This is a genomic window from Hylemonella gracilis (assembly GCF_004328645.1).
Classification (GTDB): domain Bacteria; phylum Pseudomonadota; class Gammaproteobacteria; order Burkholderiales; family Burkholderiaceae_C; genus Hylemonella; species Hylemonella gracilis_B.
The window spans coordinates 3,215,292-3,229,682 of record NZ_CP031395.1; the positions used below are offsets into that span (position 1 = coordinate 3,215,292).

Sequence of the window (14,391 nt, forward strand, 5' to 3'; positions counted from 1 at the left end):
ATTGAGTCGAAGCGAGACGCGCGCCCGCGCCGCGCCCGGGGCGTGAGCTCAGGCGTCCACCGCCTTGATGCTGCCAGGCACGATTTTCGCGCCAAAGTCGCGCATCATCGCCTGCACAAAGGGGTTTTCGTGGATCAGTTGCTCGGCGGCCTGTTGTCGCTCGGCGGCGGCGGCGGCATTGCGCTTGGCCGGACTGTCGCTGACACGCCCGATTTCCACGGTCAGGGTCACGGCGTGGCCGGCAGCCTGCAAGGCGGTCTGCAGACGCTCACGGCTGCTGCCGGAATTCAGCGATTCCCGCTCGACGCGCAGCAACCAGTGCTGGCTGCTTCCGTTGGCATCGCGCGCGACCAGTTGAGATTGCAAAGCCAGTTCACGCACCAAGGCGGTCACGGCCTCGGCGGCGATGAGCTGGCGCACCAGGCCATGCCAGAAATTACCCTCCTCGGTCGGCACCAGGGGCGTGCCCGCGGCACCGGGTGCGGGAGTGTCCAGGCGCGCCTCGGGGGCCGTGCGCACGGGCAAGGGCATGGGCTCGGAGGATGACTGCGGAGTGGCCGAGATGGGGCGCGAGGCCAGCGACGCGGCGGGGCGCACCGCGTCCACCACGGGCAGGCGTTGGCCTGGCCGGAGCGAGGCTGAGGACGCAGTTGCGGAGGCCGCCGATGACTCGGCGGGCTTCAGCGCGGGTGCGTTGTCCACGGGGTTCATCGCCAAGGGGGCGGACGCTGCCGAACCCACGGGCGCGATCGACCGGGCGGGCATGGGCGCCTGAGGCGCAGCCATCCGCGCGACAGGTTGCGGCGCGGGAATGGAAATCGGCGCAGACCGGGAGGCCGGCATGGATTCCGGGACCGGCGAAGCCGTGGCCACGGCCCGCGGCGCGGCTTCAGCCAACGCTAGAGTTTTTTTTTCCTGCGCAGCACCTAAATTGGCGCCCGGCTTGAAGGCCAGCAGGCGCAGCAGCACCATGGTCAGACCGGCGTATTCATCGGGCGCCAGGCCCAGCTCGGCTCGGCCATGAAGGCAGATGCTGTAGAGCAGCTGCGTCTCATCGGGCGGCAAGATCGTCGCCAGACGGGCAATTTCCGCGCCGTCAGGATCGGCGGGGTCCGCGTGCATTCCGCCCGTGGCCTGATTGACGGCCATGCGCTGCAGTACGGCGCTCATCTCCTCGAGGGTCGCGGCGGCGGACAGACCGTGCAGGCGCAAGGCTTCGGAAGTCTCGATGACGGTCAATCCATCCCCCCGGGCCAGCGCATCGATCAGGCGCAGCACATGGCCGCGGTCGGCGCTGCCCAGCATCTGGCGCACGGCCGCCTCCTCCAGCCGCCCGGCGCCGAAGGCGATGGCTTGATCGGTCAGGCTCAGGGCGTCACGCATGGAACCGCGCGCGGCGCGCGAGAGCAGGCGCAGGGCGCCGGCCTCGGCCGCCACGTTCTCGGCGGCCAGCACGCGGGTCAGGTGCTCCAGCACTGTTTCGGGCGCCATGGGTCGCAGGTTGAACTGCAGGCAGCGTGACAGCACGGTGACCGGTACCTTCTGCGGATCGGTCGTCGCCAGAACGAACTTCAGGTACTCGGGCGGCTCCTCCAGGGTCTTCAGCATGGCGTTGAAGGCCGTGTTGGTCAGCATGTGCACTTCGTCGATCATGAAGACCTTGAAGCGCCCCTGCACCGGCTTGTAGACCGCCTGCTCCAGCAAGGCCTGTACCTCATCCACGCCACGATTGGAAGCGGCGTCGAGCTCGGTGTAGTCGACGAAACGACCGGCATCGATGTCCCGACAGGCCGGGCAGGCCCCACAGGGCTGGGCCGTGATGCCGCCCTGCCCGTCCGGCCCGGTGCAGTTCAGCGACTTGGCCAGCACCCGCGAAACCGTGGTCTTGCCAACACCCCGCGTGCCCGTGAACAGATAGGCATGGTGCAGACGCTGCTGTGTGAGCGCGTTCGCGAGAGCCTGCACGACGTGCTCCTGGCCCACCATTTCGGAGAAGCTCCGGGGACGGTATTTGCGGGCGAGCACGAGATAAGACATGGGCACGGATTCTATGTGCTGCCCGCTGCGGCCCCTGGGACTCGCCATCACCCCATCGACTCTTCTTCAAATTAAGTGAGTCAATCCGATAAAACCCTATAAAACAATCTGAATTACAGGATTGTTAAGCTCCCTCGATTTGTAACAAACCGCAGCGCAGCGCCTCCTCGGGCCAGGCCCGGACGGGTTCAGACCTTCCATGAAAAACCACCGCATCGGCACCCGCCTGGCCGCAGGCTTCGGTCTGCTCATCGTTTTTGCCCTGATCATGCTGGTCAGCGGGATCCACCAACTCCGCCATACCGCAGACGCCACGCGCCAGATGATGCAGGAACCCCTGCAGAAGGAACGCTTGGTGACGGACTGGTACGCCGGCATCAGCGCCAGCGTGCAGCGCGCCACGGCCATCGCGCGCAGCAGCGACAACGCCCTGACCGAACTGTTCGCGGCTGCCAACGCCGCTTCCAGCAAGGAAATCAGCGAGCGTCAGGCGCAGTTCGCCAAGCTCATCTCCAACCCGCAGGAGCAGGCCCTGTTTGACAAGGTCACCGAGTACCGCCAAGCCTATATCAAGGCGCGGGACGCAATCATCACCGCCAAGACCGCCGGCCAGCTCGACCAGGCTCAGCGGCTGTTCGAGCAAACGTTTTTGCCGGCCTCGCGCGACTACCTGGGCGGCCTGCAAAGCCTGCGCGACCACCAGCGCACGAGCATCGACCGCGTCGGTGCCGACATCGATGGCAGCGCGGCCCAAGGCTACGCCCTGCTGGGCGGCATCGGCCTGGCGATCGCGGTGGCGGGCGCGTTGATCGCCTGGTCGCTCACGCGCAGCATCGTCCAGCCACTGACGCAGGCCGTGCAGGCGGCGCGGGCCGTGGCCGACGGCGATCTCACGCGCGAGCTACGCACTGACGGCCGAGACGAGGCCGCACAACTGCTGCACGCACTGCGGGACATGACCGAACGGCTGCGCGGCATCGTGGGCGACGTGCTGCAGGGGTCTCAAGCCATCACCAGCTCGGCCACCCAGATCGCGGCAGGCAATCTGGACCTGTCGGGCCGCACCGAAGAACAAGCCCGTTCCCTGCAGCAGACAGCGGCTTCCATGGAAGAGATCACCGCCACGGTACGCCACAACGCGGACAACGCCCGCCAGACCAACCAGCTGGCCCAGGAAACCGCCACGCAAGCGGCGCGCAGCGGTCACGTGGCCGACGAGGTGGTGGCGACGATGAGCAGCATCCACGACGCCTCGCGGCGCATCGTGGACATCATCGCCGTGATCGACGGCATCGCCTTCCAGACCAATATCCTGGCATTGAACGCGGCGGTGGAAGCCGCGCGCGCGGGCGAGCAGGGCCGGGGCTTCGCGGTGGTGGCCAGCGAGGTGCGCAGCCTGGCCCAACGCTCGGCGGAGGCGGCCAAGGAAATCAAGGGCCTGATCGGCGACACGGTGAACAGGGTAGATGCGGGCACCCAGCTCGTGGAACAGGCCGGGGCCTCCATCCGCGAGGTCGTGACCAGCGTGCAACGCGTGCGCGACATCGTGGCCGAGATCAGCGCGGCCACGCATGAGCAGACGGCGGGACTGGAACTGGTCAACCAGGCCATGTCGCAGATGGACCTGGTGACCCAGCAGAACACGGCCTTGGTGGAGGAATCCACCGCCGCGACCCAGTCGCTGGAATCCCAGGCCCATCAGCTCGCGCGCACCGTCAGCGTCTTTCAAGTTGGCTCTTCCCAGCCCGCCGCCTTGGCGGCCCCGTCACGACGGCCGGCGACGCCATTGCGCGGCATCCCTGGTCCGGCTGTGGCCTGAGAAGGCGTGGGGCCGTAGCCCCCATGACGGCTCCGCTACAATGCCCCTCGACGGGCCTTCCCGCATGGCAAAGCGGCCTACCGGGTCAGGTGGGGAACCAAGCAGCCCACACCGTGGCGCCAGTGCCGGGGTCGAGGTCCGTCACCCTACACCCATGACGGTTCAGGCTTGACGCTCGGAACCTTCACCCTGTGCCAGAGCACGCAGACGCGGCCGCGCCTTGCGGGCCCAGGGCAGTAATTCTTCGGGCGGCATAGGCTTGGCGATCAAGTAACCCTGCGCCACCTGGCAGCCCAGTCTGCGCAAGAGCCTCCAGTCAGCTTCCGACTCCACGCCTTCGGCCACGGTCGTCACGCCCAGACGCTGCCCCATTTCCAGTGAGCTGCTCAGGATGGCAAGGCGATTGCTGCGGCTGCAGGCCCCGTCCACGAAGGCGCGATCGATCTTGAGTTCAGTGAATGGGCTGCGCGAGAGGGTCTGCATTGAGGAGTAGCCGATCCCGAAATCATCGATCGACAAGCCGAAGCCGCGCAATCCAAGACGGGCAAGGTGGGCCAGCGCCGGTTTGTTCAAGATCGCGGTCTCTGTCACCTCCCAGACGACCGATGAAGGGGAAACGCCATGCGCACCAACCACCGACGTCAATTGGTCCACAAAGCCACGATCGGCGAGATCCTCGGCGGAGAGGTTCACCGACAGCGTCAGGGTCGGCATGAAGCGGTGCCATTGCGTGAGCAGCCGCAGCGACTGCTCCACGAGGGCAAGCGTAAAACGCGCCATCAGGGGCGTGCCCTCCAGGCTGGCAATGAAGGCCGCAGGACCGAGCAGGCCACGGGTCGGATGTTGCCAGCGTGCCAGTACCTCCACGCCCTTGAGCAACCCAGTGCCGATTTCCACCTTGGGTTGGACAAAGGGCACAAATTGGCCAGCAGACAGGGCATCCTCGATCTCCCGACTATCCTGAGGGTCGACGATCTGCGGCGTCTGGCTCGCGCCTCCGGCATGGGCCCGTGCAAGCAATCGCTTCAGATCGGCCAGGGTGATCGGCTTGGGCAGGGTGCCCAGCAATTGCAGCCGGACATCCTCCGCGACCAAGCTTTCCACCGTCTCCAGCAGGCGGGGATCACGCGCGCTCGTGACGACCAGATGGTCCACACAATGCCGCTCGGCGACCTTGGAAATGAGTTCGATGCCATCCATGCCAGGCATGTCGACGTCGGTAACCAGAAGGTAGATGCGACCGCCCGCCAGCGACTCAATGACTTGCAAGGCCTCGCGACCATCGACCGCTTCCAGGACCTGACCAAACGCGAACTTCTGCAGCAAGGACACCAGGTGTGCGCGCTGGGGCAGGCTGTCCTCAACCACGAGAGCGACGAAAGCGCCGTACTCGGTCATCGCCTTCGCCAGCACGGCCATGCGTGGCCAGCCCTCATCGCCCCGCCTGCTGGAGTATTTCCCGGGGGATTGCCTGCAGGGGAACACTCCTCTCGACCGCCCCGCGTTTCACGGCTTCCTTGGGCATGCCGTAGACCACGCAGGTGGCTTCGTCCTGCGCCACGGTGCGAGCGCCGGCAGTGCGCATCTCCAGAAGGCCAGCGGCGCCATCGTCCCCCATGCCGGTCATGATCACACCCAAGGCATTGGCGCCCGCACATTTGGCGACGGAACGAAACAGCACGTCAACGGAGGGACGATGCCGGTTGACCAAGGGGCCATCCACCACCTCGACGAAATACTGGGCACCGGCCCGGCGCAGCAGCATGTGCTTGCCACCAGGCGCGATCAGAGCACGCCCGGGTACAACACGATCGTTGTTCACCGCTTCGCGGACCTCGATCTGGCACAAGCCGTTGAGGCGCGCTGCGAAGGCGGCGGTGAATTTCTCGGGCATGTGCTGCACGATGACGATGCCCGGACTCACGCGCGGCAGGTCGACCAGCACCTCCTCCAGCGCCTGCGTGCCTCCCGTGGACGTGCCGATCGCGATCACCTGCTCGGTGGTCTGGGCCAGGGCGCGCGATTCGGCGGCAGGCGGCAGGATGACATCCGCCGTGTTCTTGTCGCGCGGCGCGACGGACACGGCAGCGCCATGCCGCGCCAGGCGCGACACATTGGCACCCGCCGCGTCCTTGACCACGGAGATCAATTCGCGGGCGCTGGCATTCAGGAAGTTCTTGAGATCGAGCTTGGGCTTGGTGATGGTGGCGACCGCACCCGCCGACAGCGCTTCAATCGTCGTCTTGGCACCCTTCTCCGTCAGCGTCGAGCAGATCACGACCGGAGTCGGACGCTCGGCCATGATCTTGCGCAGAAAGGTCAGTCCGTCCATGCGCGGCATTTCCACATCCAGGACGATGACGTCAGGCCAGGTGGCCTTCATGCGTTCCATGGCGAGGATGGGATCGGATGCTGCGTTCATGACATCCAGCGCCGGATCGCTGCGCAGCACGGCCGACAGCACCTGCCGCACCACGGCAGAGTCGTCAACGATGAGGACCTTGATGCTCATGAGACCATCTTTGTATCGAGACGGTCCAGATCGGTCTTCTCAATATCCTGCAGCACCCTGCGGGTCACCAGCAAGGTCGGATCATTGGGTCTGACATGGTGCATCCAGACGTCCCCCGTCATGACATCGAACATGATCTTGCGGTAACCGGTCCCGAAGAGACTTTCGCCCACAATGGGTATGTGGTGGGACAGCAGCATCGCGCGGGCGGCATTGCCGTTGCTGCGCCCGATGTCCTTCAGCTTGATGGAACCGTCGGTCGTGAACATGGCTCCTCCGCCGAAAATCTTGGCCTCGCACTCCTGCGGAGACACGCCGACCAGTCTAAATTTGTTCAACATAAGCTCCAGGGAGTCCTCACCGTACCGCCCGTTCAGCCGCTTCTCGCCGGAGCGGCCACTCAACAGAAAATGGGACATGGCCCCCACACGCAGGTGCGGATGCCACAAGGTGATCGATACACAGGACCCCAGCAATGTCCGGATGTGACTGCGTTCATCACCGACATAAAAATCCCCCGGCAGGAGAAACACCTTGACCATGGACGGACTCATGACGAACTCAGGGCTTCATGTAGATCGATGGTGCGACCGCTCGAACCGCAGTGGTGATGTCGTTCAATGTCTCGGAATGACCGATCAGCAGATACCCGCCGGAACGCAGATGTCCCAGCAAGCGCTGCACGACCTGTCGCTTGGTTTCATTGCTGAAATAGATCAGCACATTGCGCAGGAAGATGATGTCAAATTGCCCCAGCGCGGGCAATGGTCTGTTCAAATTGACTTGTGAAAATTGCACGCGCTCCCGCAGTTCGCGCTGCAGCAGCAAGGTCCCAGCTTCCGTACCCGTACCGCGCAAGCAGTACTTTTTGAGAAATTCGGCGGGGATATTGCTCCCTCGCTCCTGCTGATAATGACCGATGCGGGCGTGACGCAGCACCCTGCTGCTCACATCCGTGCCCAATACCGTCCAGGGCAGGCTGGCCTGCGCATCGGCCAGCACCATGGCAATGCTGTAGGGCTCCTCGCCGGTTGAGCTTGCGGCGCTCCAGACGCGTAAACCGCGGTTCTCCTGCGCCGCCTCACGGGCAATCTTGCGCAGCAGATCAAAGTGCTTGGGCTCCCGGAAAAAGTAGGTTTCGTTCGTCGTCAGCAGATCCACGGCGATCTGCATTTCGCCCGGATTCGACCCTCCCTGCAGCAGCTTCAGATAGTCGGAGTAGCTGTCCAGCTTGTGATACGCCAGCCTTTTCGCAAGGCGACCACTGACCAAGGCCTTCTTGGCATCAGACAGCGTGATGCCCGCCTGGTCAAAGATGAAGCTCTGGAATTTCGTGAATTCATGGTCCTTGATGTCCGCCATTGACGCCTGCTCTCCCCTCGTGCAACCGGTTTCAGACCTGGGAATCGTCCGGCGCGGCCAGCTGCGCGATGCCTTGCAGCTGATCCAGATCATCCACCTGCAGCACGCGATGAATGTTCAGTAGGATCACGAACTTGCCATTCACCTTGCCCATGCCGGCGATGAAATCGGTCGCGATCTTCATGCCGAAGTTGGGTGCGGGTTCAATCTCCGCGGGTGCGATCTCCTGCACCGCATTCACGGCGTCGACAATCACGCCAACGACCTGATGCTCGCCTTGGTCCTCGGTCTCGACGATCACGATGCAGGTGCGCTTGGTCACTCCGCTCGAAGTTCGACCGAAACGCGCCGACAGATCCATGACGGGGACCACGGCGCCACGCAGATTGATGACACCCCGAATCGCGCCCGGCATCATGGGGACGGTGGTCAGGCCACCGTACTCGATGATCTCCTTGATGGACAGGATGCCGATGGCATAGACCTCGCCACCGAGCATGAATGTCAGGTACTGCGTGGGTTCCTGGTCATGCGTGGCGACCGCCATCGCGTTCGGATTCGAAGATCCGCTTGGAACGAGTGCTGTCATAGGTGAGCTCCATCCGCTGTGTCAGAACTTGACGAAGTTGGCTTCATCAGGTTCCCGCTCCTGAAAAGAGACGGGCGCGGAAGGCTTGATCCTGGATTCACCACGGGTCGCCAGCGCGCGTCCCCGGCCGGGAGCGGCCGGCTTGCGCGCCAAAGAGGCAGTTACCGTGGCAGCCTGCACCATGCGGCCGTCCCCCACCTTGAAGAAGGCCATGGTGCGCTGCAACTGCTCCGCCTGACTGCTCATCTCCTCGCTGGTCGCGGCCAGTTCCTCTGAGCTGGAGGCATTCTGCTGTGTGGTCTGGCTCAACTGCCCCACTGCGGAGTTGATCTGTGATACACCGGAAGACTGCTCCTCGGACGCGGCAGTGATTTCCTGCACCAGATCCGAGGTTTTCTTGATGCTCGGCACCATCTGGTCGAGCAGGTGCCCGGCCTTCTCGGCGAGTTCCACACTGCTGGAGGCAACGGTGGAAATTTCCTGGGCGGCTACCTGGCTGCGCTCGGCCAGCTTGCGAACCTCGGCCGCGACAACCGCGAAGCCCTTGCCATGCTCGCCCGCGCGGGCCGCCTCGATCGCGGCGTTCAAGGCCAGCAAATTGGTCTGATAGGCGATGTCGTCAATGATGCCGATCTTCTGCGCAATCTGCTTCATCGCGGATACGGTCGCCTTGACCGCCTCGCCGCCCTCGGTCGCCTGCGAGGCAGCCTGGGTCGCCATGCCGTCGGTCACGCGGGCATTCTCCGTGTTCTGGGAAATGGATGCAGTCATCTGCTCGATGGACGCGCTGGTCTCCTCGACGCCCGCGGCCTGCTCGCTGGCGGCCTGACTCAGGGCCTGCGCCGTGGCGCTAACCTCCTCGGAAGCGCTCGCCAGGGATTCGGCACCATTGTTGACCTCGGCAACCACCTGCGACAGTCTGCCCACCATGTTTTTCATCGCCGACAGCAGCTGCGCGGTCTCGTCACGCCCCTTCACTTCAATGTCCGCGCTCAGATCGCCCTCGGACAGGGCGTCAGCAACCATCACGGCCTTGGCGAGCGGACGTGTCACGCTGCGGCTGATGGCAAAGCCCAGCACGACGCCGAGCAGAACGCCGAATGCGATCAGCGCGATCATCATGTTGCGACTGCTGTAGTAGAGCGCCTCGATTTCGTCGTTCGCGACCTGGGCCCTTTGCTCTTTCTGCTGATTGAGTTCGGAGAACATGTTGTCCAGATTGTCCGCAGACTCACGCACCTTGGCCAAGGCATGGGAAAGCTCGACATCGCGGTCAGCCAGCGGCTTTTTACGCGCCATCTCCAACGAGTCGTGCATGTCGCGCTGGTAAGTTCCCCAGAGCTGATCGATCTGAGCGAACAACACCTTGGCCCGGTCTGACACGAACAGCGGTCGCGCCAGATCAATGCGCTCCTTCGCGGCGGCGGAATTCTTCTTCACCGACTCCAGGTGACGCGCCCGCTCCTCTTCGCTGGTGGCAAGCAGAAAATTCGAGCGAGCCCGACCCACGGCCAGCAAAGCGACGTTGGCCTCCTTGATGTGCGAAAGACCCATCAACTCCCTGGAGTACATGGCCTCGGCCAGATCATTCATGGAGGCCGAACTGCGCAGCGCGACAAAACCGACCACGGCGGCAATCAAGGCCGTGAGAATGAAGCCTGCGATCAGGCGGGCGCCGATCGTGAAATGTGAAAACATGGGGCTGTTCTTTCCTTGTATGTTGAACGGAATGGGGCGATCGCACGCGGCCCCGTGGAACGCTCTTCAGTCAAGCGTGATACGAACTTACGGATCCGGAATGCTGGGAACTTCCTCGGTGGCTTCCTGCAGCAAGGCAGGCACGTCCAGGATCAGCGCAACGTCCCCACTGCCTAGGATGGTCGAGCCACTGATGGCACGCACGCGTTGGAATACTTTGCCCAGAGGCTTGATCACCGTTTGCAGCTCGCCATTCAAGGCATCCACGACGATGCCGGCCTTCTGCCGGCCATGCCGAACCACCACGATGTTCTGACGACTTGGAAGTGGCTCCTGCAGATCAAAGATTTCGCGCAGTCGCACAAAGGGCAGTACCTCGCCACGTAGATTCGTGTAGTGCGATTCGCCCTCGTCGCTGTACGCCACGCATTCCTCGACCATGTCCAGGGGTATCACAAAGACTGATCCGCCAACCGACACCTGGAATCCATTGATGATGGCCAGGGTGAGCGGCAGTCGCACGGTCACCGTGGTGCCCACGTTCTCAACGCTCTGAATGTCCACGCTGCCCCGCAAGGCGGTGATGTTGCGCTTGACAACGTCCATGCCCACGCCACGCCCCGAGAGATTGGTCACCGTGTCGGCAGTGGAAAACCCGGGCTCGAAAATCAGTGCGTAAACTTCGCTGTCCGTCAGCACCCGACCCGGATCGATGAGTCCACGCTCCACCGCCTTGGCGAATATCTTGTCGCGGCGCAGACCGCCGCCATCGTCACCGACCTCGATGACGATGCTGCCCGAGTCGTGGTAAGCGTTCAGGCTGACCGTTCCACGCGCCGGTTTCCCCAACGCCAGGCGACGTTCGACCGGCTCGATGCCGTGGTCCATCGAGTTTCTCACCAGGTGGGTCAGGGGATCACCAATGCGCTCGACCACGGTCTTGTCGAGTTCCGTGTCCTCGCCCGACAGACGCAGCACGATGTCCTTGCCCAGTTCACGGGCGACGTCATGCACCACGCGATTGAAACGACTGAAAGTCCCTCCGATCTTGACCATGCGCAGTTGCAACGCGCTGTCACGGACCTGCTGCACCAGACCCGAGAGTCTGGAGGTGCTCTCCTCCAACTGGGGATTTCCTGACTGACGCGCCAGCAAGCTGGATGTCGCGCCCTCGATGATCAGTTCTCCCACCAGGTTGATCAGTTGATCCAGCTTGTCCGCATCCACGCGGACCGTCTTGTTCTCCTGCGCCTTGCCGTCGCCGGATTTCTTTTCGATGATGCGTTTTTGCTTCTCCAGCGCGGCATCCACCAGTTGGGGCTCGACCACCTGTTGATCGATCAGGATCTTGCCCAGCATGGGCACCTCGGGGTCGGCCTGACCCGCAGTCTGCGCGTCTGCCAGGGCATTTTGCTGGATGGACAAGGCCTCTTCCAACTCATGCTGGGTGATGCTGCCGCAATGCACCAGGATTTCGCCGAGACGAATGTCCTGCTCGGGCAATTCGCGGATCAGGTCCGCGTATTCCTGCAGCCTACCCTCGGGCGGAATGATGCGGATCCGAGCGTCGTCGCGCACGAATTCGAACACGCCTTCGATGGTCGACTTGCTGGCGCTGCTGGAAAAGGCGATCTCGAACCCGAGATAACAGGACTCGGAATCCATCTGAGCTGCGGGCGGCAGAGCATCGGGCAAGGTCGCGATTCCGACGATCTTGCCCAACCTGCCAAGATAGCGAATGAACGACAAGGGATCCATGCCATTGCGCAGCACGTTCGGGCCGAATCGCAGCGAAATGTGCCAATGGCTACGGGGGTCGGTGCCATCGCGCGCGATCCGCTCGAGCCGAGCATCGTCTTCGCGGGTGGTAGCAACCGCCGTGCTCACCGTGATCGAAGCGTCCGCGAGCGCCGGCCCACCCGCGCGTTGCACATAGGTGCGCAGTTGGGCAAGCAAGGGCACTGTCACGCCATCCAGCGCCTCGCTGGCGCTCATCTGTCCTTCTTCGATGGCGGTGATCAGCGTTCCCAAATGATCACCACTGGACAACAGAAGAACGACCAGCTCATCGTCTATCTCTAGGTGCCCATCACGCACGTGATCCAGAACGCTTTCGACGACATGCGTGAAAGCCACGATGTGGTCCAGGCCAAACAAGCCCGCCGAACCTTTGATGGTATGGGCGGCGCGAAAAATCGCGTTCACCGATTCATCGCGATCGGGGGTCTGCTCAATGGTCAACAGGGCATTTTCCATGTCAACGAGCATTTCACGGCTCTCGACAATGAAGGTTTTCAGAGCGGCATCTAGATTCACGGGGTCTACTCCAGAGGCGGCAATCAGGCCGGGCTTTCGCTGATGACCAGGGGATCACCAAAAAAAGCCGTGACGTTCAGAATCTCGAAGACTTCCACCACCGAGGGACTGTGGTTCATCAGATGCAGGTTCCGCTGCAGGGCCTGGGCGGCCTGCTTGGCCATCATGAGCACCTGCAATCCGGCAACATCCATTTCCGTCACGCCGGACAGATCAATCTCCAGATCGCCGGATGACTGCCCGAGCGCCTGCAGCAGCAGTTCCTTGAGCTCCGCGGCCCTGTAGATCGTCAACTCGCCTGCGATGTGCAACATGGCCATCTCCCGGTTTTCCTCGCGCCTGAATTCAAGGCAGGATCAGTTTTTGAACCGCGTTGAGCATCACTTCGGGGCTGAAGGGCTTGACGACCCAGGCCTTGGCGCCGGCGGCCTGCCCTTCGGCCTTCTTGGCTTCCTGGGACTCCGTGGTGAGCATGATGACCGGAGTGAATTTGTAGGCCGGCAGCTGTTTCAGCGCCTTGACGAAGCTGATGCCGTCCATGTTGGGCATGTTCACGTCGCTGATGATGAGATGCACCTTCTGCCCTGTCAGCTTGGACAGCGCGTCCTTGCCATCGGAACCTTCGATCACCTCATATCCCGCACCGCGCAGCGCAATGCCGACGACTTGGCGTAAAGAGGCGGAGTCATCCACCACCATGATGGTCTTGGCCATGCTGAATACCTTTTCAACGATCAAAAGAAAGTGATTTCACCGGTCGATTGCGGCTTGGGCGACCCGCTGTTGTCCGCGATCTGTGCCTGTCCCGTATGAACGGCGCGCTCTTCCGCCATGGCATATGTGCTTTCTAGCTCGGCCAGCAAGCCTGCGGCATTGATCGGGGTCAAGTTCTGGTCGCGATCAAAGCTCTCTCGTTGGCTGTTCAATAGCAAGGGAGTGCGGTCGATGTTGCTGCGCACATGGGTCATGATCTGGCTGATGCGGTCCTGGAACTGGAGATGTACCAAAGCCTCGCCGATCTCGCCATGCAGGTAGTTGCGGTTTTCCCTGTTGACGTTCGAGGCCTCCAGCAAGGCGCCCGTGGCCTCGCGAAACTTGTCCAGCACGGCGCTGATGGTGACTTCGCAGGCTTGGGTGGACTGCGCCTCTTCGGCGAGAGACTGCTCGACCGATTTGCACACGCTGCGGATAGTTTCACCAATCACGGCGACCTTCAATGCCATGTTCTTGCCGGTTTCGCCGGACAACTTGGACAAGGTCCGGACCTCCTGCGCCACCACGGAAAAGCTGCGCCCTTGTTCGCCGGCGCGCGCGGCCTCGATCGCCGCATTCAAAGCCAACAGATTGGTCTGCTGCGCGATACGCGCGACATCCGCCGCCATGGAATCTAGCTCTTCGGTGAACTTCTCGAGTTCCTTGATGCGAGTCAACATCGTGGACTTGCTGCCCGTGGCTGACTTGAGCGAGACCACCACCGTATCGAGTTCCTGCTTGCTGCTGGCGAACACGCCCATCAGGCCGGCATTGGCATCCCCAGAGAGCTCGGACATTTCGGTGGCCCGGTTCAAGCGCTCGACAATGCTGGCGAAGCGCATCGACAAGCTGGCGATGGCTATCTCCATCTGACTGCGCGAGGTTTCGATCTGCCCGCTCCAGACAGGCATGACCTGAGCGCCCAGTTGTTGCAAGCTCTCCAGATGTTCGCGGATGGAATGCTGAAGCGCCTTGGCCTGTCGCTGCTGCCGACGGACACTCCACGCAGCGAGTCCGAGCAGAAGAATTGCGCAGGTCACACCCGCCATGCTGAGAGCGGAAAAATACAGCACACATGCGGCCGCCACGACAGTCAGTGCAGCCGATGCATGCGTGAGTCCATTGCGTGTAAGCCAACTGCTCAATCTTTTTCTCCCTTAGCTCAGAACACCTGCCAATCGCACCACCGCGTTTCTCACACCGCCGTACAACTGTTGCAATAAACTCACATACAGTTACTCGGGGCGGCGACTGGATTCCTGTGCGAGCGTCGCTGCCCTCACACGAAGAGGCCATATCGCCACC

The 14,391-nt window shown here is 62.7% G+C and carries 12 protein-coding genes and 1 other RNA gene; 2 read left to right on the forward strand and 11 right to left on the reverse strand.

Going from position 1 to position 14,391, the window contains the following annotated elements:
* Nucleotides 1–48: 48 nt before the first annotated feature.
* Nucleotides 49–2,037, reverse strand: a complete 1,989-nt coding sequence (gene dnaX, locus DW355_RS15020; protein ID WP_131281250.1) for a DNA polymerase III subunit gamma/tau — start codon at nt 2,035–2,037, stop codon at nt 49–51.
* Nucleotides 2,038–2,236: 199 nt separating this feature from the next.
* On the opposite strand from dnaX, the gene DW355_RS15025 reads away from it, so the two are divergent.
* Together DW355_RS15025 and ffs are read left to right on the forward strand one after the other, a co-directional pair.
* Nucleotides 2,237–3,856, forward strand: coding sequence for a methyl-accepting chemotaxis protein (locus tag DW355_RS15025; protein ID WP_131281252.1), 1,620 nt, complete (start codon nt 2,237–2,239; stop codon nt 3,854–3,856).
* 49 nt (nt 3,857–3,905) lie between these two features.
* Nucleotides 3,906–4,002, forward strand: an RNA gene (ffs, locus tag DW355_RS15030) — signal recognition particle sRNA small type.
* Between the two features lie 16 nt (nt 4,003–4,018).
* On the opposite strand, the gene DW355_RS15035 is transcribed toward ffs, so the two are convergent.
* The 10 genes from DW355_RS15035 to DW355_RS15080 all read right to left on the reverse strand — a co-directional run bounded on the left by DW355_RS15035 (nt 4,019) and on the right by DW355_RS15080 (nt 14,231).
* Nucleotides 4,019–5,275 (reverse strand): EAL domain-containing response regulator, encoded by a 1,257-nt coding sequence (locus tag DW355_RS15035; RefSeq protein WP_131281254.1) that lies wholly within the window; start codon nt 5,273–5,275, stop codon nt 4,019–4,021.
* A 13-nt stretch (nt 5,276–5,288) separates the two neighbouring features.
* Complete coding sequence (locus DW355_RS15040) at nt 5,289–6,368, reverse strand: protein-glutamate methylesterase/protein-glutamine glutaminase (RefSeq protein WP_131281256.1); 1,080 nt, start codon at nt 6,366–6,368, stop codon at nt 5,289–5,291.
* Nucleotides 6,365–6,922, reverse strand: a complete 558-nt coding sequence (locus tag DW355_RS15045) for a chemotaxis protein CheD (protein WP_242671202.1) — start codon at nt 6,920–6,922, stop codon at nt 6,365–6,367. Before DW355_RS15045 ends, DW355_RS15040 begins: the two co-directional genes overlap by 4 nt.
* Before the next feature lie 7 nt (nt 6,923–6,929).
* Nucleotides 6,930–7,730, reverse strand: a complete 801-nt coding sequence (locus tag DW355_RS15050; RefSeq protein WP_131281258.1) for a CheR family methyltransferase — start codon at nt 7,728–7,730, stop codon at nt 6,930–6,932.
* Nucleotides 7,731–7,761: 31 nt separating this feature from the next.
* The gene (locus DW355_RS15055) at nt 7,762–8,277 is read right to left on the reverse strand and encodes a chemotaxis protein CheW (RefSeq protein ID WP_242671203.1); all 516 of its coding nucleotides are present in this window, start codon (nt 8,275–8,277) and stop codon (nt 7,762–7,764) included.
* 63 nt (nt 8,278–8,340) lie between these two features.
* Nucleotides 8,341–10,017 (reverse strand): methyl-accepting chemotaxis protein, encoded by a 1,677-nt coding sequence (locus tag DW355_RS15060; protein ID WP_131281262.1) that lies wholly within the window; start codon nt 10,015–10,017, stop codon nt 8,341–8,343.
* Nucleotides 10,018–10,104: 87 nt separating this feature from the next.
* Complete coding sequence (locus DW355_RS15065; protein WP_131281264.1) at nt 10,105–12,333, reverse strand: chemotaxis protein CheA; 2,229 nt, start codon at nt 12,331–12,333, stop codon at nt 10,105–10,107.
* Between the two features lie 23 nt (nt 12,334–12,356).
* The gene (locus DW355_RS15070) at nt 12,357–12,647 is read right to left on the reverse strand and encodes an STAS domain-containing protein (protein WP_431733182.1); all 291 of its coding nucleotides are present in this window, start codon (nt 12,645–12,647) and stop codon (nt 12,357–12,359) included.
* A 31-nt stretch (nt 12,648–12,678) separates the two neighbouring features.
* Nucleotides 12,679–13,047 carry a response regulator gene (locus DW355_RS15075; protein WP_131281268.1) on the reverse strand — a complete coding sequence of 123 codons (369 nt, stop codon included), beginning with the start codon at nt 13,045–13,047 and terminating at the stop codon, nt 12,679–12,681.
* Between the two features lie 20 nt (nt 13,048–13,067).
* Nucleotides 13,068–14,231, reverse strand: a complete 1,164-nt coding sequence (locus tag DW355_RS15080; protein WP_131281270.1) for a methyl-accepting chemotaxis protein — start codon at nt 14,229–14,231, stop codon at nt 13,068–13,070.
* Nucleotides 14,232–14,391: the final 160 nt, after the last annotated feature.

Coding starts and splice junctions, on each gene's coding strand:
- DW355_RS15035 (WP_131281254.1), bottom strand. CDS start 5,275: ATGGCCGTGCTGGCGAAGGCGATGACCGAGTACGGCGCTTTCGTCGCT.
- DW355_RS15025 (WP_131281252.1), top strand. CDS start 2,237: ATGAAAAACCACCGCATCGGCACCCGCCTGGCCGCAGGCTTCGGTCTG.
- DW355_RS15045 (WP_242671202.1), bottom strand. CDS start 6,922: ATGAGTCCGTCCATGGTCAAGGTGTTTCTCCTGCCGGGGGATTTTTAT.
- DW355_RS15060 (WP_131281262.1), bottom strand. CDS start 10,017: ATGTTTTCACATTTCACGATCGGCGCCCGCCTGATCGCAGGCTTCATT.
- DW355_RS15055 (WP_242671203.1), bottom strand. CDS start 8,277: ATGGCGGTCGCCACGCATGACCAGGAACCCACGCAGTACCTGACATTC.
- dnaX (WP_131281250.1), bottom strand. CDS start 2,037: ATGTCTTATCTCGTGCTCGCCCGCAAATACCGTCCCCGGAGCTTCTCC.
- DW355_RS15040 (WP_131281256.1), bottom strand. CDS start 6,368: ATGAGCATCAAGGTCCTCATCGTTGACGACTCTGCCGTGGTGCGGCAG.
- DW355_RS15070 (WP_431733182.1), bottom strand. CDS start 12,647: ATGTTGCACATCGCAGGCGAGTTGACGATCTACAGGGCCGCGGAGCTC.
- DW355_RS15050 (WP_131281258.1), bottom strand. CDS start 7,730: ATGGCGGACATCAAGGACCATGAATTCACGAAATTCCAGAGCTTCATC.
- DW355_RS15075 (WP_131281268.1), bottom strand. CDS start 13,047: ATGGCCAAGACCATCATGGTGGTGGATGACTCCGCCTCTTTACGCCAA.